23 protein-coding genes are annotated in these 26,252 nt (G+C 36.5%); 8 read left to right on the top strand and 15 right to left on the bottom strand.

The window, feature by feature from the left end; genetic code table 11:
• Nucleotides 1-10: 10 nt before the first annotated feature.
• Both EL194_RS04305 and EL194_RS04300 read right to left on the bottom strand, forming a co-directional pair.
• Nucleotides 11-625: a pentapeptide repeat-containing protein gene (locus EL194_RS04305; protein ID WP_003775809.1), complete on the bottom strand. Its 615-nt coding sequence runs from the start codon at nt 623-625 to the stop codon at nt 11-13.
• Nucleotides 622-1,425, bottom strand: a complete 804-nt coding sequence (locus tag EL194_RS04300) for a putative RNA methyltransferase (RefSeq protein WP_034886871.1) — start codon at nt 1,423-1,425, stop codon at nt 622-624. Before EL194_RS04300 ends, EL194_RS04305 begins: the two co-directional genes overlap by 4 nt.
• 140 nt (nt 1,426-1,565) lie before the next feature.
• On the opposite strand from EL194_RS04300, the gene EL194_RS04295 reads away from it, so the two are divergent.
• Nucleotides 1,566-2,123, top strand: coding sequence for a thioredoxin domain-containing protein (locus EL194_RS04295; RefSeq protein WP_003775811.1), 558 nt, complete (start codon nt 1,566-1,568; stop codon nt 2,121-2,123).
• A gap of 84 nt (nt 2,124-2,207) precedes the next feature.
• On the opposite strand, the gene EL194_RS04290 is transcribed toward EL194_RS04295, so the two are convergent.
• Nucleotides 2,208-2,873: a peroxiredoxin gene (locus EL194_RS04290; RefSeq protein WP_003775812.1), complete on the bottom strand. Its 666-nt coding sequence runs from the start codon at nt 2,871-2,873 to the stop codon at nt 2,208-2,210.
• Nucleotides 2,874-3,011: 138 nt separating this feature from the next.
• On the opposite strand from EL194_RS04290, the gene EL194_RS04285 reads away from it, so the two are divergent.
• Entirely contained in the window at nt 3,012-3,569 is a 558-nt protein-coding gene (locus tag EL194_RS04285) for a TetR/AcrR family transcriptional regulator (RefSeq protein WP_013852509.1), read from the top strand.
• 36 nt (nt 3,570-3,605) lie between these two features.
• On the opposite strand, the gene EL194_RS04280 is transcribed toward EL194_RS04285, so the two are convergent.
• Both EL194_RS04280 and EL194_RS04275 read right to left on the bottom strand, forming a co-directional pair.
• Nucleotides 3,606-4,607 carry a ketopantoate reductase family protein gene (locus tag EL194_RS04280; RefSeq protein ID WP_003775814.1) on the bottom strand — a complete coding sequence of 334 codons (1,002 nt, stop codon included), beginning with the start codon at nt 4,605-4,607 and terminating at the stop codon, nt 3,606-3,608.
• Nucleotides 4,608-4,669: 62 nt separating this feature from the next.
• Entirely contained in the window at nt 4,670-5,311 is a 642-nt protein-coding gene (locus EL194_RS04275) for a LytR/AlgR family response regulator transcription factor (RefSeq protein WP_003775815.1), read from the bottom strand.
• A gap of 176 nt (nt 5,312-5,487) precedes the next feature.
• On the opposite strand from EL194_RS04275, the gene EL194_RS04270 reads away from it, so the two are divergent.
• The 3 genes from EL194_RS04270 (at nt 5,488) to EL194_RS04260 (ending at nt 8,213) form a co-directional block, all read left to right on the top strand.
• A complete protein-coding gene (locus tag EL194_RS04270) occupies nt 5,488-5,934 on the top strand; it encodes a CopY/TcrY family copper transport repressor (protein ID WP_003775816.1) in 447 nt (148 codons plus the stop codon).
• Nucleotides 5,935-6,016: 82 nt separating this feature from the next.
• Nucleotides 6,017-7,789, top strand: coding sequence for a glycerophosphoryl diester phosphodiesterase membrane domain-containing protein (locus tag EL194_RS04265; protein ID WP_003775817.1), 1,773 nt, complete (start codon nt 6,017-6,019; stop codon nt 7,787-7,789).
• A 148-nt stretch (nt 7,790-7,937) separates the two neighbouring features.
• A complete protein-coding gene (locus EL194_RS04260; protein ID WP_003775818.1) occupies nt 7,938-8,213 on the top strand; it encodes a hypothetical protein in 276 nt (91 codons plus the stop codon).
• 9 nt (nt 8,214-8,222) lie between these two features.
• Here EL194_RS04260 and EL194_RS04255 read toward each other — a convergent pair whose 3' ends face one another.
• The 3 genes from EL194_RS04255 to EL194_RS04245 all read right to left on the bottom strand — a co-directional run bounded on the left by EL194_RS04255 (nt 8,223) and on the right by EL194_RS04245 (nt 13,794).
• Nucleotides 8,223-8,723 (bottom strand): HNH endonuclease, encoded by a 501-nt coding sequence (locus tag EL194_RS04255; protein ID WP_003775819.1) that lies wholly within the window; start codon nt 8,721-8,723, stop codon nt 8,223-8,225.
• 35 nt (nt 8,724-8,758) lie between these two features.
• Nucleotides 8,759-9,148, bottom strand: a complete 390-nt coding sequence (locus EL194_RS04250) for a pyrophosphohydrolase domain-containing protein (RefSeq protein WP_003775820.1) — start codon at nt 9,146-9,148, stop codon at nt 8,759-8,761.
• Between the two features lie 86 nt (nt 9,149-9,234).
• Entirely contained in the window at nt 9,235-13,794 is a 4,560-nt protein-coding gene (locus EL194_RS04245) for a PT domain-containing protein (RefSeq protein WP_003775824.1), read from the bottom strand.
• A gap of 255 nt (nt 13,795-14,049) precedes the next feature.
• Here EL194_RS04245 and EL194_RS04240 point away from each other — a divergent pair, with 255 nt between their 5' ends.
• Complete coding sequence (locus EL194_RS04240; RefSeq protein ID WP_003775826.1) at nt 14,050-15,381, top strand: FAD-dependent oxidoreductase; 1,332 nt, start codon at nt 14,050-14,052, stop codon at nt 15,379-15,381.
• A gap of 47 nt (nt 15,382-15,428) precedes the next feature.
• On the opposite strand, the gene rlmD is transcribed toward EL194_RS04240, so the two are convergent.
• Entirely contained in the window at nt 15,429-16,793 is a 1,365-nt protein-coding gene (rlmD, locus tag EL194_RS04235; protein ID WP_034886906.1) for a 23S rRNA (uracil(1939)-C(5))-methyltransferase RlmD, read from the bottom strand.
• 121 nt (nt 16,794-16,914) lie between these two features.
• Here rlmD and tpx point away from each other — a divergent pair, with 121 nt between their 5' ends.
• Nucleotides 16,915-17,403, top strand: coding sequence for a thiol peroxidase (tpx, locus tag EL194_RS04230; RefSeq protein ID WP_034886875.1), 489 nt, complete (start codon nt 16,915-16,917; stop codon nt 17,401-17,403).
• A gap of 48 nt (nt 17,404-17,451) precedes the next feature.
• Here the strand turns inward: tpx and EL194_RS04225 are convergent, their stop codons facing one another.
• From EL194_RS04225 to EL194_RS04200, 6 genes are all read right to left on the bottom strand, one after another.
• Nucleotides 17,452-20,976 carry an LPXTG cell wall anchor domain-containing protein gene (locus EL194_RS04225; RefSeq protein WP_003775832.1) on the bottom strand — a complete coding sequence of 1,175 codons (3,525 nt, stop codon included), beginning with the start codon at nt 20,974-20,976 and terminating at the stop codon, nt 17,452-17,454.
• Between the two features lie 298 nt (nt 20,977-21,274).
• Complete coding sequence (locus tag EL194_RS04220; RefSeq protein WP_003775834.1) at nt 21,275-21,685, bottom strand: helix-turn-helix domain-containing protein; 411 nt, start codon at nt 21,683-21,685, stop codon at nt 21,275-21,277.
• A 64-nt stretch (nt 21,686-21,749) separates the two neighbouring features.
• Nucleotides 21,750-22,313 carry a chromate transporter gene (locus EL194_RS04215; protein ID WP_003775836.1) on the bottom strand — a complete coding sequence of 188 codons (564 nt, stop codon included), beginning with the start codon at nt 22,311-22,313 and terminating at the stop codon, nt 21,750-21,752.
• Nucleotides 22,310-22,870 (bottom strand): chromate transporter, encoded by a 561-nt coding sequence (locus tag EL194_RS04210; protein WP_003775838.1) that lies wholly within the window; start codon nt 22,868-22,870, stop codon nt 22,310-22,312. The genes EL194_RS04215 and EL194_RS04210 overlap by 4 nt, the downstream gene beginning before the upstream one ends.
• Before the next feature lie 86 nt (nt 22,871-22,956).
• Complete coding sequence (locus EL194_RS04205; protein WP_003775839.1) at nt 22,957-24,063, bottom strand: glycosyltransferase family 1 protein; 1,107 nt, start codon at nt 24,061-24,063, stop codon at nt 22,957-22,959.
• 72 nt (nt 24,064-24,135) lie between these two features.
• Nucleotides 24,136-24,678 carry an NADPH-dependent FMN reductase gene (locus EL194_RS04200; protein WP_003775841.1) on the bottom strand — a complete coding sequence of 181 codons (543 nt, stop codon included), beginning with the start codon at nt 24,676-24,678 and terminating at the stop codon, nt 24,136-24,138.
• Between the two features lie 161 nt (nt 24,679-24,839).
• On the opposite strand from EL194_RS04200, the gene EL194_RS04195 reads away from it, so the two are divergent.
• Nucleotides 24,840-26,237, top strand: coding sequence for an MATE family efflux transporter (locus EL194_RS04195; RefSeq protein ID WP_003775842.1), 1,398 nt, complete (start codon nt 24,840-24,842; stop codon nt 26,235-26,237).
• Nucleotides 26,238-26,252: the final 15 nt, after the last annotated feature.

Raw genomic sequence — 26,252 nt, 5'->3', positions numbered from 1 at the left:
CCACCTTTCGTTAATCAATAATAAGACCCAGATAACCAATCAACGCACTCGCTTGATCTGCACGAATGCGCATCCCTTTAATGAGTGATGGTGAATATACAATCGTATCAAATGTACAAGAGGTTAAATCTAAAGCATTGCAGCGTGTATCGGATAGATTTAAACCCGTTAGCTCGCAATTTTTAAACTTCATATTCTTATACTTTGCCATCATCAACGACGACTCATTAAGTCGACATCCATCAAACAAAACATTCTCAAAACTTGATTGTGATAAATTCATAAAATTCATTAGCGTATCTTTAAAAACGACATCTTTAACTTTGCTGTCATAAATTTCACTGGCCATTAACTTACACGAAAGAAATTCACATCGATAAAGATAACTTTTTTGTAGAGAATGATTGCTTAAGTCACAACGGTCAAACACGACATCTAAAAACTCTGCCCGATCACAAGCATCCATCTCAAATTCACATTTACTAAAACAAACTTGTTCACATTTTACCAATGCGTGATCTTGATAAATCAAACATGATTCATACCGTGTATTGCGTTTTAATTCCGAAAATAGCACTCGAGCATTGCTCACTACAAACTCTTCGATAAATTGAGGTCTTTTCATAATGTCTCTTTTCTATAAATTGCAAGACCAAACTCTAAGCCCACATTTAGGTGTGAATACTGCGTCAGTCTTTCAATATTTTCTTTAGGTGTACGATGTGCATACGGTGTCATCGCAAAAACATTTAAAATATCCTCTGTCGATGTAATTTCTATAGGTCCTTTAATTTGCATCACATCGAGCAATTGAAATCCCTCGTACATTTTCACATCAACATCGTTTGCATAAGGTTTGTCATAAACAATTTCTTTGAGTTCCATCAAATGATTTGCAAGTGGAAATACCTGAATAAAAATGCCATCTTCTTTTAATACCCTTAAGATTTCTTCAATTTTAAATGGGGCGAAAACAGATAAACATCCATCAAATGAATCACTAATTAGCGGTAAATCAAAGGTACTACCAACAGCGAGCGTCAAATCAGAATTACGCTTTGATCCTAAATCAACCGCATTCTTCGAAATATCAACACCGTAAACCGTCCTTTCGGGTTTCAGTAATGATTCTGTATACCAACACTCACCGCATCCCGCATCCAAGATTTGCTTGCACGAAAACTTATCAAAGACATTTTTAATCTGCTCAAGCAATAATCCATAATAACCTTTATCTAAAAAATCTCTACGGGCACGAACCATCTGCTTATCATCGCCATGTTGCTTCATTTTATCTTTTTGAGACATGAGCAAATTTACATAACCACTCTTGGCCCGATCAAACTGATGACCCTTAGAACATACGTATGAACGATCCTGTTCTTCCAATGCTTGTCCACAATTCGGACATTTAAAATATGTCATATAAATCCCTGCCTTACTTAAATACAATTATACCACACCTAAATCCCTTTTCTAACAACATACTTAACATATACAAACGCTATGTTTTTCTTGCATTTTTTGAAAAAAGTTCTATAATTTAAGAGACTAAGGAGGTCATTATGAAAAAAACATTACTTGTCCTACTCGTTTCAATTTTCGTATTAACCGGTTGCACCTCAAATAATCTCATGAAAGATTATAAAGGTTTCACCAAGAAAGATCACCACTATGTAACAACAGATTCCGAAACGATTATTAAAAATTTAGAAGATTCTAAAGAAGGTATTTACTACATTGGCTACGCAGATTGTCCATGGTGTGTCGCACTCGTACCTGAAATGGAAACTGTTATCACAGATTTAGAAGCAAGCTACAAAGAACAAGGAATCGAAATTAAGCCTGAGATTATGATGTTGGATGTTCAAAATTCTGAATATAGTAATAACGACGACTTAAAAAAACGATTATCTGATTGGGATAAACAACTTCCTGAAGCACTTCGTTCAAATGGATATGTACCTTTTGTTGTTGCGATTGATAAAGATGGAAAAGTACAAACACACTTAGGTACGGTTGACGGCCACAAACCTCCAGTAGCACTCACTGAAACTCAAGTTAAATTCTTGCATTTACGTCTTAAAAATATGTTTGACGGAATTGATGCACACAGAAATTAACGAAATTATTACTATTTAATAATAAAAAAACGAATCCCTCTTCTTGAACTAAGAATTGGAATTCGTTTTTTTTATTATTATGACTTATTTAATTGGTTTATGAACAAACCACCAGTCGAGGTACTCTGTATCGCCTTCATTTGCTTGTGCTTTTCGTTTTTCAGCATCTGCGATTGTTGATGCAGGTGGAACAATACCATGATCTCCAATAAATTCATTATTTGGCCAGTTCTCAGGAATTGCTACACTATATTTATCTGCTGTTTGAAGTGCTTTTGTTGCACGAAGAATTTCATCAATGCTACGTCCAACTTCTTGTGGATAATACATTGTTAATCTTAGCACACCTTTATCATCTACGATAAAGACTGCACGAACTGTATTTGTACCCATTGCAGAATGAAGCATGCCAAGTTGTGATGCTGCACGTCCAAGTTCATCAGCAATAATTGGGAATGGAATCTTAACATTTGCATGTTCATCAATCCATTCAATCCATTTCATATGAGCATGAACGCCATCAATTGATAGACCAATTAGTTCTGCCCCAATTGCATTAAATTCATCTGCCGCTTTCGCAAATCCAATAAACTCTGTTGTACACACAGGTGTGAAGTCACTTGGGTGACTAAATAGAACGAACCATTTTCCTTCATATGCATCCGGTAAAGTCATTTGACCTTGAGTCGTTTTCACATTTAATGTAGGAAATTTTTCTCCCAACAATGGGAATGTACTGTTGTTTTCCATATATATCCTCCTAGTATAGGGCACTTGCCTTATACATCCATTATAGTGATAATGATTATCATTGTCAATGAAATCTAATGATATTGTAAGCTCATTTATGGTATGCTTGTCTTATATTTACAAGGATTGAGGGAACTTATGCCAAAGATTATACATAATATTGAAGAAGAAATATTTGCGAGCGCAGAGCATCTTTTTTATTTGCATGACTATGAAGATGTAAGTATGAAGATGATTGCAAAGGAAACAAACATCGCAGTCGGTACACTTTATAATTATTATCGTGATAAAGCGTCACTGTATGCTGCAGTCGTGCATAAAAGTTGGGCTGATACGTTTGCTCGTTTGAAAAATTGTATTACCACAGAGGTCGACTTTAACGCAAAATTTCGGAAACGCTTAGAGGTTTTATACTATGACTCTGAAAAAAGACATGGACTTGGAGTGCATTTTAAACGTGTTCGTGGAATGAATGCCGAAAGTTTAGAAGATCTACAAGGTTTTGTTCTTACGAATATTAAAGAAGTGTTCAAAGATATGCCCATTGCGAATCCTTGGGTATTTGATACTGAAATCATCACAAAGTTAATTTATTCATTATTATCCAATCTTTCATTTTTAATTGAAAATTATCCGTTATCAAAACAAGATAACATTGATTTTTTATATCATTCATTAATCGCATTCTTCCAGTAATTTCTAAAAAGACCACATTCAGCTGATGTGGTCTTTTTAGAAATTGGTAATGTGGTTATATAAAGATTGATCAATATGTTCCTGTTCATCAAGTTTCACAAGCATCGCTTGCATATTTTCTGTGAAGTGTGGCATCGGTACACATTGACGTTTTCCTTCTTGATAAACCTCATAACATATATACATTAAATCATCGATGTTATTATGTCTCTTCATTGATTCCCGCGCAATACGACTTGTTTTAAACTTTACTTTCATTCCCCATCCAGAAATTCCTGCAGGAAATTTATACGGTAAAATCTCTTGTTTAAAATGATTCATATTAATCCCTCTTCCACGAGCGATTAACAGTGTTTCTCGTATTGTACGTATACAATGAGCTAATGCCTTACTGTTTGTCATGACATACTCAACAGAGGGTCCAGGGAAACTAAGATTTCCATACAGCGCAACGGTAGAAACAATTGCTGCACTTACGGACATCCTCACCCACATCCACTCCAACATATCATGTGGAATCTCAAATGTTATATCACAACTCTTAAATAGTGACATCATAAGGTTATAGTTCTGTATTCGAGCATGCGATTTCGATTCGATCATAACGTATTCATTCACAACTGCCTTAAGGACTCCGTCCTCATCCATTGAACCTCCACCTACAGGATATCCTAAAATATAATTGTAGAAACCCATAATTTCATCCAGACGCTTATGGTCTGTCCATACTCCAGTGAATAGTAATACGGTTCCATGAATTTTCGCATTTCTTAAACAATCCATTGCTTCCTTTAGATTACCCGATGAGACACTGACAAAAATAAAATCATACTCTTTTTTTGTTGATGGATTAATTTTATAGTCGTAGGAGAGTTCTTTTCCTTTTGGATTAAGTCTTCCATCAAGTAACTTCACATGAACACAATCGACATGTTCTTTTCCTTCACGAAGGAAATGTTCAACATTATGACCGGCACGAGAAAACAAGGAACCATAAAGCGTTCCAATCGTCCCCAGACCAAGAATTAAAATATCCATGAGCTCACGCCTCACTTCCTTTAACTCTATTTTAAACGATTTCTAAATTATTTTCATCTTTCTTATTGTTTTCTCAATCGATTATAGTTTCGATAGAACCGTTGATAGCGTCTCCTTGATATTGGTAAACGCGTACCATCGTTTAAAAAAAGCAAACTCGAAGACACAGCTCTTACATATTTTAAATTGACCATGATACCTCGATAACAGTGTTCAAATGTGAATCGTGATAAAAGTTTTTCCCAAATCGAAAAGATACGATTACTATAAAATCTCCCATTTTTAGTTACTACTGCAATTTTCCTGCCTTCTGTTTCTACATAATAAATATCCTCTGCACAGACACGTTGTGATGGTTTTCCATCAATCACAATACAATCTGACCAAGGACGGTGCTCCTGAATTATCGTCAACAAGCATTGATAAAGTTTATTCGGACAAAACGGAATATGGTAAGTATGTTTCAGGACATCATCCACCATAGGAACATCAAGATACACTACATGTTGATCTAATCCTAAATGTTTCGATTGCGCGAAACAATGATCTGTTATCACAATTTGATAATGTTGATCAACTTTCCGAACAGAATCAGCAACAATTGGTAACAACAAAATCTCACTACATTGCGTCACCACTTTTTTCACAAGTTCTCGATTTTTTTCTGTTTTAATACACATGGCAATAAATATCACTTCGATCACCTCATATCTTTCTCCACAAATTTATCGAATGTATAAACGCTTGTAAATGCAGTTTGCTTAAGTGGTATTTATATGCATAAGTGGTAATTTTAATTAAACTTTTTTTCATACAAAGCCTAATCATTTACCTTGACTTATATCGACTACAAATGTAATCTAATTGTAGAGGTGATTCGATGAAACACACGAAATTGGTATCAGATTCAGAATGGCAAGTATTACGTGTATTGTGGACATTAGATCATGCCACAAGTCGTGAGGTTGCCGACCATTTTAAACACGTTAAAAATTGGGAACCTGCAACAACTAAAACATTGATTAGCCGTTTGGTGAAAAAAGGTTACGTTAAAGCGGATACTGAAGGTAAAGCTTATGTCTACCGTCCTACAATGACTGAGAAGCAAGGAACACAGAGTCGAATTATGGAAGCATTTGATTCAATTTGTGCTCAAGAAGTTGGGAATACGTTGCGAAATATTATAGATCACTATGATCTCTCCCACCAAGATAAGAAAATGTTGTTGGATGTGTTGAGCGATAAAAAATCTGTTGATTCCGTCGACTGTAACTGCGTTGTTTCATGTGGTTGTGATCAAGATAACTGTACTTGCAAGAAAGCGTAACGCGCTTTCTTTTTTTTCTTAAGAGAGTCTTAATAGGTTTTAATACCAATCTCTCATATAATAGAAGCGAAAGGAGATTTTTATGAAAACATTTAAAATAATTGAGACACTTAAGAAAAGTTTTATTCAAATCAAAGATGACACCTTCCGTTATGTACTTATTATTATCCTCGCGGAATCAATGTCGCTACTATTAATTAAACAGATTGCAGATCGTGTGTTTAAAATTGCACTGTTTAGAGCAAACATCATCGGGATTACAAACGAGAATTTTTGGGAACTATTAGGAAGTCCTACATCACTTATATTCTTAATTATGAGTGTCCTACTCATCGCGATTTTTATTTTATTTCAACTTACTGTAATCATAAAATTTGCGAATCGTCCCTATGAAAATCGGAAATTGGGAAAAAACGATTTTATTAATCCGCTACGGAAAATATTTTCGTCGCAAATTTTACTCATATTAGTTTATATATTTTTAATCATGCCTAACGCTAATATCGGCCTCACAACAAATATAACATCCAATGTACACTTACCTCGATTTGTTGTCGATGCTGTTTTAGAAAACCCTGCAGGTTTAATTGCATATACTTCAGCTATTGTGTTAGCCTTTATTTTAAATATTAGACTTTTCTTCACACCTGTAATCTTCATCACTCGAGATGAACTTAGCTTTATAGAGTCTGCGAAAGAGAGTTGGGCACTTACCAAAAAAAGAAGTTTCAAAATATTTCAACTCGTTACGGTAATTACCTTATTAACGTCTGCGATTACGATTGCGGGAGTTTTCCTTCTTTCGATCCCCATGGCTTTAGTACCCGACACAAAGATTCAGGTTGCGAAAATTACTGGAGCACTTTCTGTATCCATGATTTTCTTTTTTCTAGCATTCACGATTTCGTACTCAAGCATCTTTACCTTACAGGCTACAGTCGTTGCATATCATGAGATTCTGGGCGAAAAACCCTATTTACGGGAGAAAAACTTTGCACCTAAAAAACATCATCTCCTTGTAAATATTGTTATGGTTGTTGTCTTTATTGTATTTGGTGTTAACGTTTACGTGAATACACCCAGCGACGCTTTGACTTCCTCGACCAAAGTCGTATCACACCGTGGTGAATCTGTAAAAGCAATTGAGAACACACTTGAATCGTTACAAATTGCAAGTACATACAAGCCCGACTACGTTGAAATGGATATTCAAATGACACAAGATGGACATCTCGTTGTGTTTCATGATAATACGTTAAAACGCCTCAGCAAACAATCTGACAACATTCATCTTCTTACACTTGAGGAAATTCAGAAAGTAACCTTAGTCCACAATGGCTATGAAAGTCGAATTCCAACTTTTGATGAATATGTTGCGGAAGCAAAAAAACTTAACCAACCGCTTATGGTTGAACTTAAAACCTCAAAGTATGATCAAGATGACTTTATCGAGAAAATGATCGCCACGCTCGACAAATATGAAATGCGTCCTGTGACCGCGTTTCAATCACTCGATAAAACCGCAATTCTTAAACTTAAAGAATTGTATCCCGATACGTATACTGGTTATATACTTGGCTTAAATATTGGTGGATTAGAACGATTGGATGTCGATTTTTATTCTATCGAAGATTCTTCGATTTCTTCTCGTACATTAAATGATATCGAACGTTACAATAAAGACCTTTTCGTTTGGACTGTAAACGAAGAAGATCGTATGGATTTATACCTAACCATGGAAGTTACTGGAATTATAACTGATCATGTAGAAGCTGCACAAAATGTTATTGAAGATCTAAAAGCAGCAACACCCTTTGATCGAATTTATAAGGATGTATTATCTTCATTAAAATAAAATTGTGAAAGTCATGCCCCAATCAACGTTTTCTTAACAAACTCTTTGTTTCTATTCTAAAATCCCTATTTTTCGTAGAAACTGCTGCTTCAAACCTTTTCAATTTAAGTGAAAATCTATAAACTTATGCCGAGAGGATGTTGTAAGTATGAAAAAAAAGTATTTAATTGTATTTCTAATTATTACTAATTTATGTTCTTTAAGCTACATTGGTTGGAAGCAATCACAACCTGTTCCCTACAAATCTGAGTTAAGAGTCTTTGTAGAAGAGATTTCACGGATTACCGGAGAAAGCCCAGATTTGATCAAAGATGAAATACGAACACTTGCGAAAGACAATAATTTAAATAAAATGGAAGCCGCACAAATTCGGCTTCGAGATGCAATTTTGTCGCAAAACGAACATAATCTATTTCAAGAATAAGGACCGCATTTAGCGGTCCTTATTTATTTCATCCATCGTTAATTTTATGGCACCTGCGATCGTCGCAGGATTATTCCGAGGTTGTCCAAAATGGTGGGATACATTCTTCATTTGTTCTTGAAAATATTCTTGAAACAACTTCGAATCAACTAATGTCCGATCTACGCTTTCGTTATAAATATATGCGTACTCTCGAAGCCCTTGCTCAAACCAATACACGTGTTCTGAGCTTACGGCATATGCCTTCATCCAATCCCAAATGATTTGAGGATTACTGATATTGGGATTATCTATATGACAATGCTTGCAAAGCAATACAAAATTCGATGGCGTATCCAATCCGTCTAAAGACTCGGCAAGAATATGACATCGGTCTAAACGTTTTTTTACACCACATCGCCAACAGTGTGTACCCGCTTGTTTCGAAGATACCGTCAAGTTCAGCGCATCGATTTGGGAAGCCCAATAATCCGCAATCTCTTGTTTTGTTGTTTTAATTCGCTTTGTCATTATAACCTCCTACAAAAATAACACAGATATCTGTGTTATTTTTTCATTGCTTCAATCGCATCTTCTAATTTCTTGTGAGGGTCTTCCCAACCCTTAGGTTTAATGGTCTTACCATCTTCATTGTAATGTGGTTTACCATCTTCCCAAAGCTTACTCATATTTGCATGTTGAACAATTTCAAAGAGTGGTTCTGGTTCAATTCCCATCTCTACAAGCGTTCCTAAAGCAAAATAGATTGTATCGATCATCGCATCTGCCTGTTCAACAATATCTTCCGCTTCGATAAATTCATTAATTTCTTCAAGCATCCATGCATAACGTTTCGCTGCACGATCTGCATCCATCATTACAGGCTCATTTTTTACTGGATGTCCAAATTTCTCATGAAATTCCTTAACGGCATTAAATTCTTTATTCATTCCCATAATAAACTCCTTTTATATCTGATATTAAGATATGTTGTCTTAATCATATCAAATAAAGTGAGGAAATTCATGTCATTGGCTAACCTTTATCCTCTACGACGATTTATTGTGATAAACACCATTCCTAAGCCAACAAGTAAAATTGATTCAAATTTTGATTGTACACCCGTAAGCGGTAAATAATTTTCCGTTGAAGTATAATTTGATTCTTTATTTTCGGATGTATCAGTCGGTTTATCTGTCGGCTTATCCGCTGGTTTATCCGTTGGTTTATCCGTTGGTCTGTCGGTTGGTTTGTCCACTTTATGCACTTCAAGATTTTTGTATGCGGCCATTAAGTTAAGATATCCTTCATCGACATCCTCTTGTGTTATGTCCTTTTGATTCAATAATGCCTGTACATTCACTAAGACAACCTCTAGTGCATTCCAACTTTCCGAAGTATAATCACTCTTTACTAATGTCTCTATCAATTCCATCAAACCATTAATTTGATTCAGCTCTAAACTTACCGGAATATTTACCGCTTCAAATTCTTTATAGACTACCGTGCGATGATCTTCGAATGTAACCTTCATAATTACATCTTGCGAAGGAGTCATTTTACGATTTAGATTTTCGCGGGGAACATTATTAAATGTTGTGGTGATGATCGAATCTCCTGCATTTACCTTTAAATCATTAAGTTGATATTTATGTTTAAAATCAATTGTTTTCGTATCGAGTTGAATTAATTCTTCTCCTAATTCAATTTTTTCTATATTTTTTGTAATTGGAGCATTGCGAAGTATATGTATGACATGCGTATCGGTTGTAATTCCATCTTCTGCTAGTGCTTTAACATGATAGCTGGTTACACCGTTAAAAATGTCTAAATGTACGCTTCCCACTTCATCAACAGTTTTAATTATTCCGTGGTCTTCATTCACAACAGTAATATTCTCATTTGGTACATTGGCTTTGATTTTAAGTTCGAGCGTATTCTCACGATCACTATAAATAAACGAGTCCCGATGGTTTAAATCAACCGTTCCAAAGGATGTTTCGATATCTTGAAGTTCAACTTCATTCGAATTAACTTTATTGAGATAAACGTGCTTGTTATCAAGTGTAATCGAATCACGATGTTCGATCGATACCGGCTGCAATTTCCCGTCCAAATCAATGTAAGATAATTCGAGAAGATCTGCAGGAATTGTGAGAATCATCTGATCTTCAAGTTTTTGATTATGAATTGACGCATACGCTTCGCCGTCTTGAGTTGTATAAGTTTGGTGGATACGATTTGAGAATTTACCACTTGATGCCTCATGGATTACATCAATATCATATGTTTTCCCATCTTGTAAGTGAATGATATCTTTATCCACATATTTTATTTGCTCTTGATTTCTTACGAATACATGCGTTTTTCCCTCATAATTCGTTTTAACGCGATACAAGTTTGCCTCTGTATTCAAAATCTCGACGGATTCAAGTTCGTACGAGTTCGAATCTGGAATTTGTATCTTAAGGGGTTCTACATTACCACTATCCGAAAGCGACCCGTTATATATTTTAAGATCGCTCACTTCAAACGTGCGATTATTTTGTGTATTACCCCATCCTGCAAAGGCTAGAAATGGACTCTCACCGAGATGCTCAATATTTTCAAATGTATGAATGAGTTTAAATGTTCCATCTTTCAAAATATAGGTGTTGATTTTGTTATTGAGGTGCTCCAGTGCAAACGTTTGTTTGACTGTAAAATTATCCTCAATCGTGTTTGTTGCGGCTTCTTTTCCTTGTCCATGAATCTCTTGTACAAACCCAATTCCATCTGCATGAGCGCGTTTTCCAACTGAGATATAATTATCACGGTCTAAGGACCCATCTTGATTTTGTTTCATAAGCAACATATAACTCGAATCCCAACTGTTTGAAGCCCGTAAGGGTAATCCATCCAATGTCGCAACAATCACCCGCTTTCCGTCATTAACGGCGTTTAAATCGATACCTACAAGATTGGATAAGCGGTTATCTTTCCCCCATAAATCTTGACCATTCTCACGATCGATGGAAAATGATGTCGAATTAAGACTTAGTCCTTTATTTTGATCTTCTACGGAGATTTGTGGATTTAAAACAAGTTGATCTTCAGGATTATCCACAACAAAGTACACAAGTCCTTCTTTCCCTTCATGGCTTATGGATGCTTTCGCAATACCACTTTTCTTAATGTTTGCGATTCCGTTTTCAAATGTGATGATCGATTCATCTAAACTTTCAATGTGTAAGTCTTGTAGACGAATCGATACGCCATCAATAATAAGGAATTGCGGTTCACTGGAAGGGTTAATCTGTATAATGGGATTCTCCACACTCAGATTAAGAGTCTTTGATTCATCAACAGTTATTGACTTAATGTTTGATTTAATGATCGTATCGTTCCAAATGGTATAAGCATAAATATCGCTTGTACCTGCTTGATGTGCACGAATGATACCATCACTATCCACACTCACAATGTCAGGATGGGTCGATACATAATGGATATCACCCACAGGTTCTGTTGGCTTCTTATTTTCACGTTTCGTTAAGATATTTAAATCTTTATCTTTAATTTCATAATGATGATCTTGCATGCCCTCTATGAGAACATTTTTTTTGAGTCCATCATCATAGGTATTACCTTTTACATGCACATTTTTGCTGTTCTTAAATTCTAATACATTCGCTACAGATCCAGAATTATTCTCTGGACCATTTGGTAATATCCCTAAACCCTCTACTTGATTTCCGTTTGCTTCAAGACGAAGTGGATGTTCACTCCCAAGAGCAATTGTTTCATCTCCATCAAGATGGAGTCTAATCTCTGGGTTAAGTCGAAGCACTTTATTATTTTTAAATGTAAGGTTCTCAACACTTTCTGCTCGAAGTACCCCATCACTTTCTAAGTAGAATGTATTATCTTCAATAAGAATGTTTTTATGGATTGGATTCTCCACGGATGGGAGGTTCCCTCCTTTTGTAACAGGATGGAAGTAAATCGCGGGTGCGTACTTCCACCACGTTCTTCCAAGTGATCGAATTTTAAAGGTATTATTTCGTATTTCTAAATCACGAATAGGACCTGATTCATACCATTCATCCGAGTCATTAGAGAAAAACAAGGTTGGCATTGTCGGAGCATCAAAGCGATTGTCTTCAATGATAACCTTCTTTCGAGATGTTACAAGAATCATACGCGTAAATACATTTTTAAAATCATTGTTTTTAATAAGAATTTCCGGTGTGTATGTAATGTTTTCCGCTACATACTTCGGTTGATTTCCAATTTTATCATCCACATAACTTGGAATCGCTTCTTCAAATTCCACAACCATTTTGCGCGGATCACTCGAATTGGGTCCTTGAACACGTTTGACGGTATACTCTTTTTCTGAGTCTTTGGATTCGAGGGTATCACGAGAGTAAAAGACTACCTTATCTCCAGGATAGAATTGTGGAAAACCACCCTGCTGTTTATGAATATAATTTAGTTGTAAGCTTGTGTCGGATATTCTTTTTTCCACACGAGTAAACGTTCCATGAATATTAATAGGATCATCATGGGTATTATTGAAAAATGAATTGGTGATTTCAATTTTTCCTTTTGAACCTGATACATGAATGCCATCGGCATAACTTGAAGTGTTTTTTCCAGTCTCAATATCTGTTTCCATTCTTAAACGATTAAAATAAACATTCTCAGACATCTGGACCAAAAGCCCAAACCCATGCATATATGAAATCTTAACATCCTCAAATGTTACGTCCTTACTCTCCCACACGAGCGCACCGGCTGTACTGCGTTCAGTATTGGATAGCAATTGGTAGTTCATACCCAATACCGGATCAATTTGCGGCTTTGTGTTGTAGGTAAAGCGTAAAAGACCACTGGATAAGGTTTCGATGTTTGAGACACCATGAAAAGGGTCTTGGTTCGCATAATAACTTCGTCCCATCATTTCTGTAGGATATTTAACTTGAATTCCATAATTGCGGTGACCATTACGTTCCGTCCAATACGGATTTCCGCTTGAATCCATTTCTGATTTCCATAGGATTGAATTTCCTTGAATCTCATAATTAAAATAGGACGGAATAAAGAAATCGACGGTTTTATTTTCAGTATCGAAATCAAATACAGTCATTTCAGATGTTGTGGGAACTAAAAAGTCCCATGATAAATTATGAATTTTGATATTGGAAGATTTCACAACACCCAAAGCCATCATATTCCCTTCGAAAAGTATTTGTGACCCTTGACCATTGAGTGTTAGATTATGGTTATCTTCGATTAAAAGTCCAATATGTTTGGTTGGAAAATCAACACTGTCTGTATTGGATGTGTGGATTTCCCGCGTTTGCGCAAACTCTTTGGTTATACGGTATGTTCCTGGATCAAACTGAACTTCGACAGGTCCATCAAATGCCTTTGCTTCCTCAAGTGCTTTGGTAACAGCTGGTCCACTTTCTTTCATTCCTGATGCATCCGCACCATAATCATTTACTGAGATGATTTTCATAGAGTTGTCCCCGCTAATTTTTGTAATTGGTAACAATGGTATCGCTAGGCTAACTGATAAAAGTGTCATAACCATGCGATATTTACTTTTTTTCATATTCCCCTCCTGTATACGCTTTCATTAATCATTATAGTTAAATCTATGACGACTATCAACTTTAAACAGGTAAACATTAGACGTTACGGTTACTGAAATTTACTAAATACAATCTTTCGTTTAAGTTGTTTTGTTAATGTGCGCAAATGATTGGAATTTTTTGTGGAGAATTTGTTATATTTAATATACAAAGTGATTAAAAAGAACCGTATTTCTATTCTAAAAACTGGTTCTTGATAAAGAAAGTAGGTCCCAATGAAAAAGGTAAAGAATGTTATTATTGGTTTTGGAAAAGGCGGAAAAACGCTCGCAAAAAGACTTGCTTCTGAGAAAGAAGAAGTTTTAGTTATTGAAAAATCACCTGAGATGTATGGTGGCACATGCATTAATATTGGATGTATTCCTTCAAAAGCATTAATTCACGGTAGTGAAACTCACATCCCTTTTACGGATGCAGTCAGTGCAAAAGACCAAACAGTTTCCCTTCTTCGAAATAAGAATTATCACATGCTTAGTGACAATCCACTCATTACAGTTGTAGATGGAACAGCTCGTTTTGTTTCAAATATGATTCTTGAAGTAACAAGCGATGCGATGGAAACATATCAAATCGAAGCCGAACGGATTTTTATTAATACGGGATCTGTTCCCATCCAACCTCAGTCCCCAACGCTTCAAAACAGTCAGCATCTTATCGATTCAACGCAAGCAATGAATCTCACAAAACTTCCTTCTGATTTAGTTATTATCGGAGCTGGATATATTGGCTTAGAATTTGCTTCAATGTTTAAAGCTTATGGATCAAATGTGACTATTCTCGATGAAAAAGAGGTTTTCCTACCACGTGAAGATCGTGAAATCGCAAATACGATTTATGATACGCTTACGGATATGGGGATTTCGATTAATATGGACGTAACAATCAGCGCTGTGGATGATTACCAAGACCATGCTTTGGTAACTTATATTACACAAGATGAACTACACAGTATTAGAGCCTCTAAAATCCTTGGTGCAATCGGGCGTAAGCCAAACACTGATGATTTAGGTCTCGAACATACGGATATCAAACGTGATCAACGTGGGGCAATTATCGTTGATGCACACCTTAAAACAACTGTACCCAATATTTGGGCCTTAGGTGATGTGAAAGGTGGACAACAGTTTACTTATATTTCACTTGATGATTTCCGCATTGTGGAAGATGATCTCATTGGCGATCATCAGCGCACAACTGAAAATCGAACGACTGTACCCTATACCCTGTTTATCACACCACCACTTTCAAGAGTTGGGCTTACTGAACAACAAGCCCTCGAACAAAACATCGATTACCAGGTGTTCAAACAAGCCTTAAGCACCATCCCTAAAGCACATGTGAGTGGTAATACAAAAGGGCTCTTTAAAATCCTAATTGACCGGTCCACAAATCAAATCATTGGTGCTTCTCTCTTTGGGATTGAATCCCATGAAATGATTAACTTAATAACGCTTGCCATGGATTTAAAACTCGATTATCGTGTGTTGCGTGATCGTATTTATACACATCCTACAATCACCGAGTCCTTAAACGATATCTTGAAATAAAAAAAAGTGAGACGCTCAAATTTGCGTCTCACTTTTTTACTTCGCTACTATTTGATGAGCAATACAATTGTTTCCACATGTGTCGTTTGAGGGAACATGTCTACAGGTTGCACCTTTTCAACACGATAACCACCGTCTATGAACGATCTTAAATCTTTCGCAAGAGATATTGGATTACAACTTACATAGACAATACGACGAGGTTTTGAAGCAATTGCGGCATCGATAAATAAAGGATCAAGACCTTTACGCGGTGGGTCAACTACCAATACATCAATTTCAATGCCTTCTTTAACCCACGTTGGCATAATTTTTTCGGCTTCCCCAACTTCAAATTGCACGTTTTCAATGTGATTTAATTTCGCATTTTCCTTCGCCATAATAATTGCGTCTTCCACAATCTCAACACCATAAACAAACTTCGCTTTGTCTGCCAAGTTTAAGGTAATTGAACCAATCCCACAATAAGCATCAACAACAACATCATCGCTTGTAACCTCAGCCATTTCAATGGCTTGTTGGTAAAGGACTTCCGTTTGTTTTGTATTAATTTGGAAGAAAGACTTCGAAGAAATCTTAAATGTTTTCCCTAAAAGTTGATCATGATATAGATCTTCTCCAAAAAGAATTCTCTGTTCGCTTCCTAAAATAACATTTGTTTGTTTGGTATTAATATTTTGAACGATACTTACCGTTTTGGGTAAAGCTTCTACGATCGAATTCACAATGTCTTTTTCAAAAGGAAGTTCCGTACCATTTGTAACCAAAACAACCATTAATTCTTCAGTGTAGTGTCCTTGTCGGACCATAATATTTCGAATTAACCCTGTGTGATTTGCTTCCTGATAAGCCTCAATCTTAAAGTGACGGAGTAAATCGCGAATAACCAAGATTGCTTTATCCAATGCTTCTTCTTGAATATAGAAATTTTCAACCGGAATCAGTTCATGTGTTCCCCGTTTAAAAAATCCCGTCTCTAATACGCCCTTAACGGATTGTACCGGTATGGTTGCTTTATTGCGGTAGTGCCATGGATTTTCCATTCCAAGTGTTGGTAGGACTGGAACACCTTCAAGATCAATTACTCGTCCTAAGGTTGCTTTAACTTGATTCTGTTTATACTCACATTGAAGATCATATGCCATGTGTTGAAGCGGCATGGTGCCAATGCGTGTTCCAACTTTATCAACCAACGCGACACGTTTGGGTGATGGATTTTCAATGCTTATAATGCGACCATAAGCATAGCGTTTGGTCACTTTTGTGACAGAGATTGTTACGGTCTCACCCGGTATTGAATTTTCCACAAAGATTGGAAAACCATCTTTCTTAAACACACCAAATCCTTCAAATGTAAGGTCCAGTACTTCAAGTGTTAATTGTTCATTTTTTATTACGGGTATTTTCTTCATATCCATCACCTTTTTCTTCCTTTAAGAATAGCATAAATTAGGACCATTGGCACAACTTTAAGCATACAAGATGCAAGCAACACGCTTTAATTCTATAATAGATATAAGGAGCGTGATTGATATGGAAATTACAAAAAAAGGAGTTCCAACTTCTTTAGCAGGATCTCTTCCTGTTATTGGACAAAAAGCACCAGCATTTAAACTTAAGAATTTAGAGGATGTTTATGTAGGTACGGAAACACTTGCAGGAAAAGTTGTCTTACTTAGTGTCTTCCCCGACATCAACACGCGTATCTGTGATTTACAGACGCGTCATTTCTTCCAAGTTGCAAGTGAGCTTGAAGATGTAACAATTGTGAATATTTCTAATAATACTAAAGAAGAGTTTGCATCATGGTGTGCAACCAATGGCATTGATAGTGAAATGTTACGGGATGAAGATCATTCATTTGCAGACGCTTATGGTATTTGGATTCCTGAATTTGAAGTACTTGCACGATCGATATTTGTGATCGACCAAGCCGGTGTTCTTGTTTACTCAGAAATAGTTCCCGAAATGGCACAAGAACCCAATTACGAAGCAGCAATCGCTGCAGCAAAAAACATCTAATTTTTAAAAGAAAAACGAACATGTTGATTCATGTTCGTTTTTTTTACTTTACTTTTTCTTTTTTGAGAACCAGTAGAAGACACCTCCAATGAGGACGACTCCAATTCCCACATAAATTGCAGTTTGAGTTGGTGTAACACCCGTTCCAGGTAGTTTACCACCAGGTTTGTCTACTTCTTTTTCTAAGATTGTTATTGGTAGTTCTGTTTTCTCACCTTTTTTATTTGTATACGTGATGGTTGTGGTACCTGCTTTTAATGCGGTAAAGGTTGCAGGACTGTTGAAGGTTGCGGAGAAGAATACGTCATCATATACCCATCCTTCACCTTTTTCTTGGTCATCACTGCTTGGTGTTAGAACGAAAACATCGCCGACACGAACTTTATCCGGTAATCCTGTAAGTTTTAAAGTAACCTTAGGATCAGGTTTTGGTTCTGGCTCCGGTACTTTAACATCAATGTTCATCGTATCGCCTAAATATTTTGTGAATATTCCATTGGTCACATAGCGATAATCATCTTTTTGATGTGCTTTGTTTGTAATCGAGTTTGCGAAGATTAAAAGGTCATGTGTATCATTTTTTAGTTCGATGGCCTGAATTGAATTTTTATATGTATCAATGTGTTCTTGCGACATAAAGCCTTCAATTGGTTCTTCATCGGTTGTTTTAATGAGTACTTTTGATCCTTCTGGCGCTTTAACGATGCTGTTTCCACCGTGACCATACATAATATAATCGTTATCTTGAGCATATTTCGATGTTATGTAACTGGATTCTGGATACGTAACTGTTGTGAGTGCATCATAACTCATGTCGTAATTTGCTTCGATGTCCAAGCCCATTTTCTCAAGTGAATCGAGCGCATATCCCCCATATCCAATATAGGATTTTCCGGCATTTACGGCATTACGTTCATCCTCACGTAATGAACGATTCCCAATCACAATATCTGCTTCATCAAGATCTCGTGTTAAGTCAAAACCAAGTTCTTGTCCCCAAACATAATAATCCCAGTTGAGGTTTGTATTAAGACGATTGGTGTAGTTTGTATGACCGTACGGCTCACCCGTATCTTTTTTCACTGCATATGTTGGTGCAGCACCTGGTACATAAATTTTTGCGGATTTTGTGATAACTTGAGCCTTAGGCATGGTATTGGTTCGTGTTGCTTGAAGTACATAAGAATCCTCTATCAGACTAAATGTTGCCTCAGACATTACAAAGTCTCCACTATGATCACCTGATGTTATAAATCCAACTGCTTCTTCAGACTTAAGCAACTCATTGATTGCTTGTATCGAAGCCACGCTGTTATTAGAGACAATCACAATTTCACCCATACCATCAACATGCGTTGTGGTTTCAGGTGCTGCATCAAGCCATGAAAACTCTGCGCTTTCAAATGCACCAACTTGGGTGATCACATCCATATCAAAACCACGTAATTCCGAAAATGCAGTAAGTGGTTCTGAATAAAGGTCAGTCCAATTTTTAATGACAATGTTATTGTAGAGGGCAGCATTGGCCATGTTTCGTTTAGCTTGATGCAAATCAACAAGCATGGTTCCTTTAGGATACTTGGTTCCCTTAACTTCTACTTCATTGCCTAACACTTTAACTTTCACATCATTACGCAATAGATATTCCATCATTTCAGTTGCAGCATGCAAGTTTTTTTGCATGGATGGTTCCATTGGAATCACATAATATTCTGGGAAGAAGTTATTATTTTCTTCATAACGTGCACGGAAGATATCTGCTTCTGCGCCTTTTTCATCTTGTTGGTTTACGTAGTATGGACGAATTTCGTCCGCATCAATATTTTTATGACCACGATCCCAACCTTTAAGTTGATTTGTATAGAATTCTTTCTTATGCATTCCCACATAACGACCGTTATTTAATAACGCATACTTAACAGCTTGGGTCGCATCTTCGTTTCCATACGGCACTTCAACGGTATAAGCTACCACACCGTGTAACATTGAATATTGTGGTGTATAACTTGAAGACATATCATCAAATGGTTCCCATTCATAACCACCATTTTTGTTTGACTTAAGGTAATCACGCATTGGCATTTGGAAACTATTAATTGATTTATTATTGGTAATGGCAACACCACCAAATTCCTCTCCTTGAGCGAGTGCATTTTCAATAAAGAGATCATACTCCACATTTGGCTCATGCGTTGGTGAGCACGGCTCAATTTGGAATTGATTATAGAAACCATGAATTTCATAAAGGTTTACAGGGTTCCACGTTGAAATAAGACGCGCCATTGCTTGAGTTTCAGGTTGTGTTTGATATGTATTATCACGGTTTAAATCAAACCCGTTTCCATTTGTACGGACATTTGTTGCTGCGGCATCCGCATTCTCAGCAGGTACGACGATAAAGAACACATCCTCAAGCATTGCTTTAATGTTTAAGTCTACATGCTCCATTTCATAGAATTTTGAAAGTTGTTCTTCACTTAAATCAGCGGCCGCATCGGTACTGTTTGGATGTTCTTCACTTTTAACGTCATCCCGAATATAACCTACACCGGTCACATCATTCTCAATAAGTTCAGACCACTTAATACCTCTGCTGTTTTTTTCTGCTTCGACTTGTGCTTTTCCTTCAGATGTTAATCCGTTAACACGACGGTATTCAACACTTCCATTTGCATTCTCAATCATCACAGTTAAAAATTCCATAATCGCATCAATTCCTGGATTTTCATCGGAGTGAATGTTGTTGTAGAGAATCGGAACTTTATAATCGATTGCTCCGGATTCAATATCTTGAATCACTGATTGTGGATCAGATTCTGCACGTTCATTTAACGCCATATGATTTGAAAGCGTCTCAGCCGTATCCGCAATAAAGATCGCATTCATCGGTCTTCCCATTGCAGTTTGTCCAAATTCACGTACTTCCGCATGAATTCCTTTTGATAAAGCTAAGGCCGCAAGGTCTGCCAGTCGTTGATCGATTTCACTATAAAGTGTGTAACTGTTATACGGTTTAAATAAAACAGGTGTGGTCGCTAAAACTTGGTCGGCTTCTACCAGTTTTAAGTCATAAGTCCCTGTGTAATCTAGGAGTGCATTTCGGATTAATGGTCGTTCACGTCCATCAATTCCATTCACACCAAACATTAACACATTCTTAAACGTTAACTGTAGTCCTCCTGGAATTACCTCTGTTTTAATATCTTTGAATAAAGGATCTCCCGTAGTGGTAAATTTAGTTGTAAAGACTGTCCATTCATCTAAAGGTGCTCCCAAATATTGATATGGAAAATCTTCTTCATTTTGGCCCCCTTCTTCCCGCGTCAAAGTCCATGACGCAGTTTCAGCCAATGTTTTAAGCTCCTCTGGTGTTTTCCCCTCAAACATTACTGTAGCTTTATATTCCTTTGACTCGGTCATCGAAATAACTTCAGACTCACCTGTAGTATTTACAAAATCAATTACGGGTTGAGTATCACTATAAATTGGTCGTGCATGACTAAATACAAGTCCAATCGACAGTACAAATATGGTTAAGCATTTTAGGATTCTATGTTCATTTCTTTTGTCCATTTTTTTCTCCTCATTGTTTAATAAAAAAATATACGAACATCCAACACTTAAACCTCTGCAATCCCCCTTCCTTTTCTATTAATTTTGTGAGCTCATTAACTCACGCTAAGCATATTGTAATCAATTATATTTACGGTTGTAGGACATTTACAAAGACTTTTTATGTATAAACTGATGCAGTTTTAAGTACGCTTTTATCCGAAATAGCAAGATATCAAAGCCTTCACACCTAATTACTCACACTTTCTTAGATTTCGTGCAATTTTGTCATAAAAAACAAAAAAATGATCGTTGCCAATCATTTTTTAATTTTAATATTGTTTAAGCCCCATTCGATATATTCACAAACTTCTTCTGTAAAAGCCGATACAAGAATACATCCCATAAATATAAAAACCATTCCTGGAACATCATTCCAAAAATAGATCGTGATTATCATTAAGATTTGAGTTCCTATAAACAACACTTCTTCGAAACGAGCCTTATCAATAACCAGTGCCTTTGCATAGTCCCTATCCGACTTTAGTAAATCATCAACAGGCACACCATAAAACTCTGATATCTGTATCAACATAATCGCATCGGGATACCGTTTGCCTTGTTCCCAATTTGAGACTGCTTGTCGTGATACGTTTAAAGACTGTGCGACCTTGTCCTGAGTGAGAGCGTTCTCCTCTCGTAATCGTTTTAAATTATCACTAAGTTTCATAAAGCCTCCTAATGGTTAAAGCCTATCAAACTACCCCTTAAACGTAAAGACACATCTTGTTGCATCATAGTTTTTCAAGAACCATTGCACCAATTCCCAATAGACCTGTAAGGATAATTATCTTGGTAGGATCTAACTTAAATTTTCGTAAACCAATAATTGCAATCACAAACAAGAAACCATTCGAAACATCGAACTGACTAAAAGCAATTGCTCCTTCACCAAAAAACGCTGTAACAAGGATTGTAAGCCCTGCTGAAGCAATTAAAGCCACCACTGTAGGTCTAAGTCCATCCAAAACATTTTGAATGATGGTGACGTCACTAAATTTGTAATAAATCGTTGCAAGAAAAAGCACAATCACAATCGATGGAAAAACATTACCCAAGGTTGCTGCTACAGCACCGGGAATCCCTGCAACCCTTAATCCCACAAACGTAGCGGCATTCAAAGCAATCGGTCCTGGAGTCATTTGCGAAATGGTAATTAAATCAGTAAACTCAGTCATCGTAAGCCAACCATGACCTACAACGACTTGACTTTGAATCGGTGCAAGGGCAGCATAACCACCACCAAAACTTACAAGTCCAATTTGCATAAAAGAAATAAAAAGTTCCCAAAGAATCATTGCGATACCTCCGAAGTGCTACCTTGATGCAAGGCTCCAATAAAACCTGCAGCAATAATAATATAAAGCACGTTAATTTTTAAGAAATACGCTGCAATAAAAGACGTAACCATTATAACAACGGGCAATGTACGCTTAAGTTTAAATACTTGACGCGCCATCGACATCACAACATCCACAATGACTGCCGCAACACCCGCTTGCATACCGTGTAACGCAGCATTCACAAACACATTCGCTTTAAACTCCGCATAAAACTGAGAAATTATTGTAAGTAAAATTAAAGGCGGTAAGATTGTACCGAGAATGGAAAACATAGCCCCTATGATTCCGTCGATTTTATATCCCACTAAGATTGATGCATTAACCGCTAAAGACCCCGGTGACGATTGCGCAATCGCCATCAGATCCATCATCTCTTCTTCCTCAATCCATTCTAATTCTTCCACAAACTTAGTCCGCATCAACGGAATGATGACATATCCGCCACCAAACGTAAATGCACTTAAATGAAACGATGATTTAAACAACTTCCAATAAACTTCTGATTTTTTCATAATCCACGACCTTCCACTGCTTACTATTTTATCGTGTATCTTTTCAAGATTGCAAATGCGATAAAAAAAGAGCGTATGTCACGCTCTTATTTCTTAACTAAATTTACATAAATCTGTTCTAGTTTTTTTACGTTTACTTTTTCATCAAATCCTTTTTCAATCAATTGTTCACGGGTACTTCGACGCTCATAGTCTAAATGCCCAACAATGTAATCCGACCACTCATGGGGATTATCGATCGGTAGAAAGTGAAAGTTATCGGTCAAAGCACTTTGACGATCAATCGTATCGGATGCAAAGCATAAAAGTCCTGCAGCTTGCGCCTCTACTAATACATAAGGTAAGCCTTCGAAAACAGAAGGTAGCATAAAGACATCGAGAACCTGCAATACATCCGGAATGTCATCCCTTAACCCGAGAAACTTAACGTGATCTTCGATTCCAAGATTTTTAACTTGATTCTCCACATCATCAAGCAACTCTCCTTCACCTGCTAGCGCTAAAATCGCATTGGGTTTTGTTTTTAAAATTTCCGCAAAAACTTCGACTAGGAACTTATGATTTTTTTGAAAATTAAATCTGCCGATATGACCAAATACCAATTGATCATCCAACTTTAATTCTTTACGCAATCGTTTGCGTGTTACTTCATTATATTCGTATTGTGCAAGATCAATACCGTTATTCATGATTGTATAATCATGGCCTGGATAAAGAAAATCTCCTGCTTCTTTTGAACACGCTAAAAGCACATCCGCATAATCAGGAATTTTCTTCATTAATTGATCTTTATATTTAATCAGCAAGACATTGTCAACAAAATGACGACTCCCATGAGAATGAGAAATCATATACGGAATCCCTATTTTTCGAGCAGATCGAAACAACAATGGATTCAATGCATTCATATGACTGTGAATAATATCATATTGCTCTTTTTCGAGCATTTTTAGAATTGTTTTACGTGAAGGATAATTACCAAAAAATTCTTGTGGTGTTAAAGGAATTCTAAAAATCTTTCCACCCTTTGTTATAACTTCTTTATCGTAATGGCCTTCCTTGCATCCAAAAACAAGAAAATCAATATGTACCTTGTTTGGATCAACATTTCTAAATACACTCATCATATACGCTTCAGTACCTGCTTTTTCAAGCGTACCACCATGGGCAAATAATACTTTAATTGGTTTCATAGACACCTCGAAAATAATCGTATCATTTAAAAATAACGATTGCAATGACCATAAAATACCACTCAACCGTTATTATTTTACTTGATTATAGTATTCTATAAATTGATTCATGACACCATCAATAAACGTTACAGTACCTTCATCAATTAACATCCCTGATTCATCGAATTTCGTATGAACTGCACCAATAAGAATATCATTCCCCGGTAATAGCCACATAGGCATTGTATCAAGTACTGTATAAAGGTTTAAATATCCACGTGCCCCCGCAGTTTGTCCCATTGAACATGACGCAATTAAGCCAGGTTTATTCTTAAGCCCAGGTTGAGTACGGCTTGCCCAATCTATCGCATTCTTTAAAACACCCGATAATCCATGATTATACTCCGGAGTAATCATAAATACTGCATCCGCATCATGAATTTTTTGATTCATGACTTTTACCTTCTCTGGGGTATCCGTTGGATTATCCAAATCTCCGTTATAGTTTGGAACATCAATATCTAAAATTTCAATTTCTAACTGATCAGCATACCGTTTTTGGATATGTTTCCCCAGCATCATATTGTAAGAACCTTTACGTAAACTTCCAACCATCATCACAATTTTAATCATAGTATTCGCTCCTTTTATTTATAGTATACGTGATTTTAAGGGCGCGAATTTGAAAACTGTATTAAATGTTAAATTAATGTGATGAAATAGTGTTTTTTAATTGATATTATCTTGCTCTTTCTATATGATAGTCTTAGCGTTTTTAGAAGGAGGTCGAATCGATGAATCTAAAGCGATTTGTAGGCGATAAAGACTTTTACAAAAAAGCTTTATTTATTGCAATTCCGTTAATGCTACAACAACTTATCAGTACGTCTGTAAACTTATTAGACAACTTGATGATTGGTCAGCTCGGGGACCATGCATTATCGGGTGTTGCCACCGTAAATCGTTACTTTATTATCGCTGTTTTTGGAACCAATGGCGTGATTGCTGCATCAGCTGTATTTATGGCTCAATTCTTCGGGGCAAGAGACGAAGAACATATGAAGCAAACATTCCGGTTTTCAATTCTAACATCTATGTTGATAATGAGTACATTCGTCATCCTCGCATTACTTTTTCCAGGAAATATTATCCGGTTCTTTGTAAAGGATCCAAAAGTAATAGAGCAAGGTATGAGATATATTTACGTATGTGCGTTGGCGTTTATTCCCAACCTATTTACATTGTCCATTGCAGGTTCAATGAGAGCAACAGGAGATTCAAAAACTCCTCTTGTCGCAAGTGTTATTTCAATGATTACAAACTTCTGTTTTAATTATTGTTTGATTTATGGTAACTTCGGTGCGCCACGTCTTGGTGTACTTGGTGGTGCTATTGGTACTTTTATTGCACGATGTGTTGAGTTAACGTTTATTAGTTATTTCCTCGTTACTGGAAATTATGCGTTTAAAACACGAATTCGTGATATGTTTGATATTTCTAGAACTCTTGTGAAGCGAATTACCGCAAAAGCATTCCCACTCGCTTTAAATGAAGTGCTTTGGGCTTCAGGGATGGCATTATTACTTCGATTCTACGCAACTCGTGGTGCTGAAGTTATTTCCGGTTATTCAATTGCAACTACGGTCTCAGATATGTTCTTTACCATGAATGCTGGGATGTCCGTCGCGATTACCATTCTCGTTTCACAACCTCTCGGGGCAAACAAACTTGATGAAGCACGCGAAAATGGATATCGACTCCTTGGTTTTGGTGTAATTCTGAGTGCTGTATTTGGAACTTTACTTTTAGGATCAACCTTTATGATTCCAAAAATATATTCCGTATCTGCTGAAGCAATGTGGACCGCTCAAACATTCTTACGAATTCAAGCACCACTGTTTAGTATTTATGTAATTAATACAACCTGTTATTTCATCCTGCGTGCTGGTGGTGATACACGTTCTACTTTAATGCTGGACTCAGGATATATGTGGTGTGTTAACCTCGTAGCTGTTGGTGTTGCCACATACACAACAGACTTAAGCATTCTATGGCTCTATATTATTGGTCAATCCACAGATGTTTTAAAAATGATGCTTGCATTACGATTTGTGAATAAAGAAAAATGGATCGTTAACCTTGCTGAAGAAGAAAAACAAGAAGAAGCCTTGATATTAGAATTTGAATCTTAGTTTAGATTACACATT

This window comes from Erysipelothrix rhusiopathiae, from assembly GCF_900637845.1.
GTDB classification, from domain to species: domain Bacteria; phylum Bacillota_I; class Bacilli_A; order Erysipelotrichales; family Erysipelotrichaceae; genus Erysipelothrix; species Erysipelothrix rhusiopathiae.
Note: the sequence above shows the minus strand (reverse complement) of the source record. Positions and strands in the feature narration are given on the sequence as shown.

Excerpts from the sequence above, each read along its gene's own strand:
- EL194_RS04215 (WP_003775836.1), bottom strand. The coding sequence starts at position 22,313 with ATGATTCTTTGGGAACTTTTTATTTCTTTTATGCAAATTGGACTTGTA.
- EL194_RS04280 (WP_003775814.1), bottom strand. The coding sequence starts at position 4,607 with ATGGATATTTTAATTCTTGGTCTGGGGACGATTGGAACGCTTTATGGT.
- EL194_RS04240 (WP_003775826.1), top strand. The coding sequence starts at position 14,050 with ATGAAAAAGGTAAAGAATGTTATTATTGGTTTTGGAAAAGGCGGAAAA.
- tpx (WP_034886875.1), top strand. The coding sequence starts at position 16,915 with ATGGAAATTACAAAAAAAGGAGTTCCAACTTCTTTAGCAGGATCTCTT.
- EL194_RS04295 (WP_003775811.1), top strand. The coding sequence starts at position 1,566 with ATGAAAAAAACATTACTTGTCCTACTCGTTTCAATTTTCGTATTAACC.
- EL194_RS04300 (WP_034886871.1), bottom strand. The coding sequence starts at position 1,425 with ATGACATATTTTAAATGTCCGAATTGTGGACAAGCATTGGAAGAACAG.
- EL194_RS04245 (WP_003775824.1), bottom strand. The coding sequence starts at position 13,794 with ATGAAAAAAAGTAAATATCGCATGGTTATGACACTTTTATCAGTTAGC.
- EL194_RS04265 (WP_003775817.1), top strand. The coding sequence starts at position 6,017 with ATGAAAACATTTAAAATAATTGAGACACTTAAGAAAAGTTTTATTCAA.
- EL194_RS04225 (WP_003775832.1), bottom strand. The coding sequence starts at position 20,976 with ATGGACAAAAGAAATGAACATAGAATCCTAAAATGCTTAACCATATTT.
- EL194_RS04220 (WP_003775834.1), bottom strand. The coding sequence starts at position 21,685 with ATGAAACTTAGTGATAATTTAAAACGATTACGAGAGGAGAACGCTCTC.
- EL194_RS04285 (WP_013852509.1), top strand. The coding sequence starts at position 3,012 with ATGCCAAAGATTATACATAATATTGAAGAAGAAATATTTGCGAGCGCA.
- EL194_RS04260 (WP_003775818.1), top strand. The coding sequence starts at position 7,938 with ATGAAAAAAAAGTATTTAATTGTATTTCTAATTATTACTAATTTATGT.
- EL194_RS04195 (WP_003775842.1), top strand. The coding sequence starts at position 24,840 with ATGAATCTAAAGCGATTTGTAGGCGATAAAGACTTTTACAAAAAAGCT.
- EL194_RS04305 (WP_003775809.1), bottom strand. The coding sequence starts at position 625 with ATGAAAAGACCTCAATTTATCGAAGAGTTTGTAGTGAGCAATGCTCGA.
- EL194_RS04270 (WP_003775816.1), top strand. The coding sequence starts at position 5,488 with ATGAAACACACGAAATTGGTATCAGATTCAGAATGGCAAGTATTACGT.
- EL194_RS04255 (WP_003775819.1), bottom strand. The coding sequence starts at position 8,723 with ATGACAAAGCGAATTAAAACAACAAAACAAGAGATTGCGGATTATTGG.
- EL194_RS04205 (WP_003775839.1), bottom strand. The coding sequence starts at position 24,063 with ATGAAACCAATTAAAGTATTATTTGCCCATGGTGGTACGCTTGAAAAA.
- EL194_RS04250 (WP_003775820.1), bottom strand. The coding sequence starts at position 9,148 with ATGGGAATGAATAAAGAATTTAATGCCGTTAAGGAATTTCATGAGAAA.
- EL194_RS04200 (WP_003775841.1), bottom strand. The coding sequence starts at position 24,678 with ATGATTAAAATTGTGATGATGGTTGGAAGTTTACGTAAAGGTTCTTAC.
- EL194_RS04290 (WP_003775812.1), bottom strand. The coding sequence starts at position 2,873 with ATGGAAAACAACAGTACATTCCCATTGTTGGGAGAAAAATTTCCTACA.
- rlmD (WP_034886906.1), bottom strand. The coding sequence starts at position 16,793 with ATGAAGAAAATACCCGTAATAAAAAATGAACAATTAACACTTGAAGTA.
- EL194_RS04210 (WP_003775838.1), bottom strand. The coding sequence starts at position 22,870 with ATGAAAAAATCAGAAGTTTATTGGAAGTTGTTTAAATCATCGTTTCAT.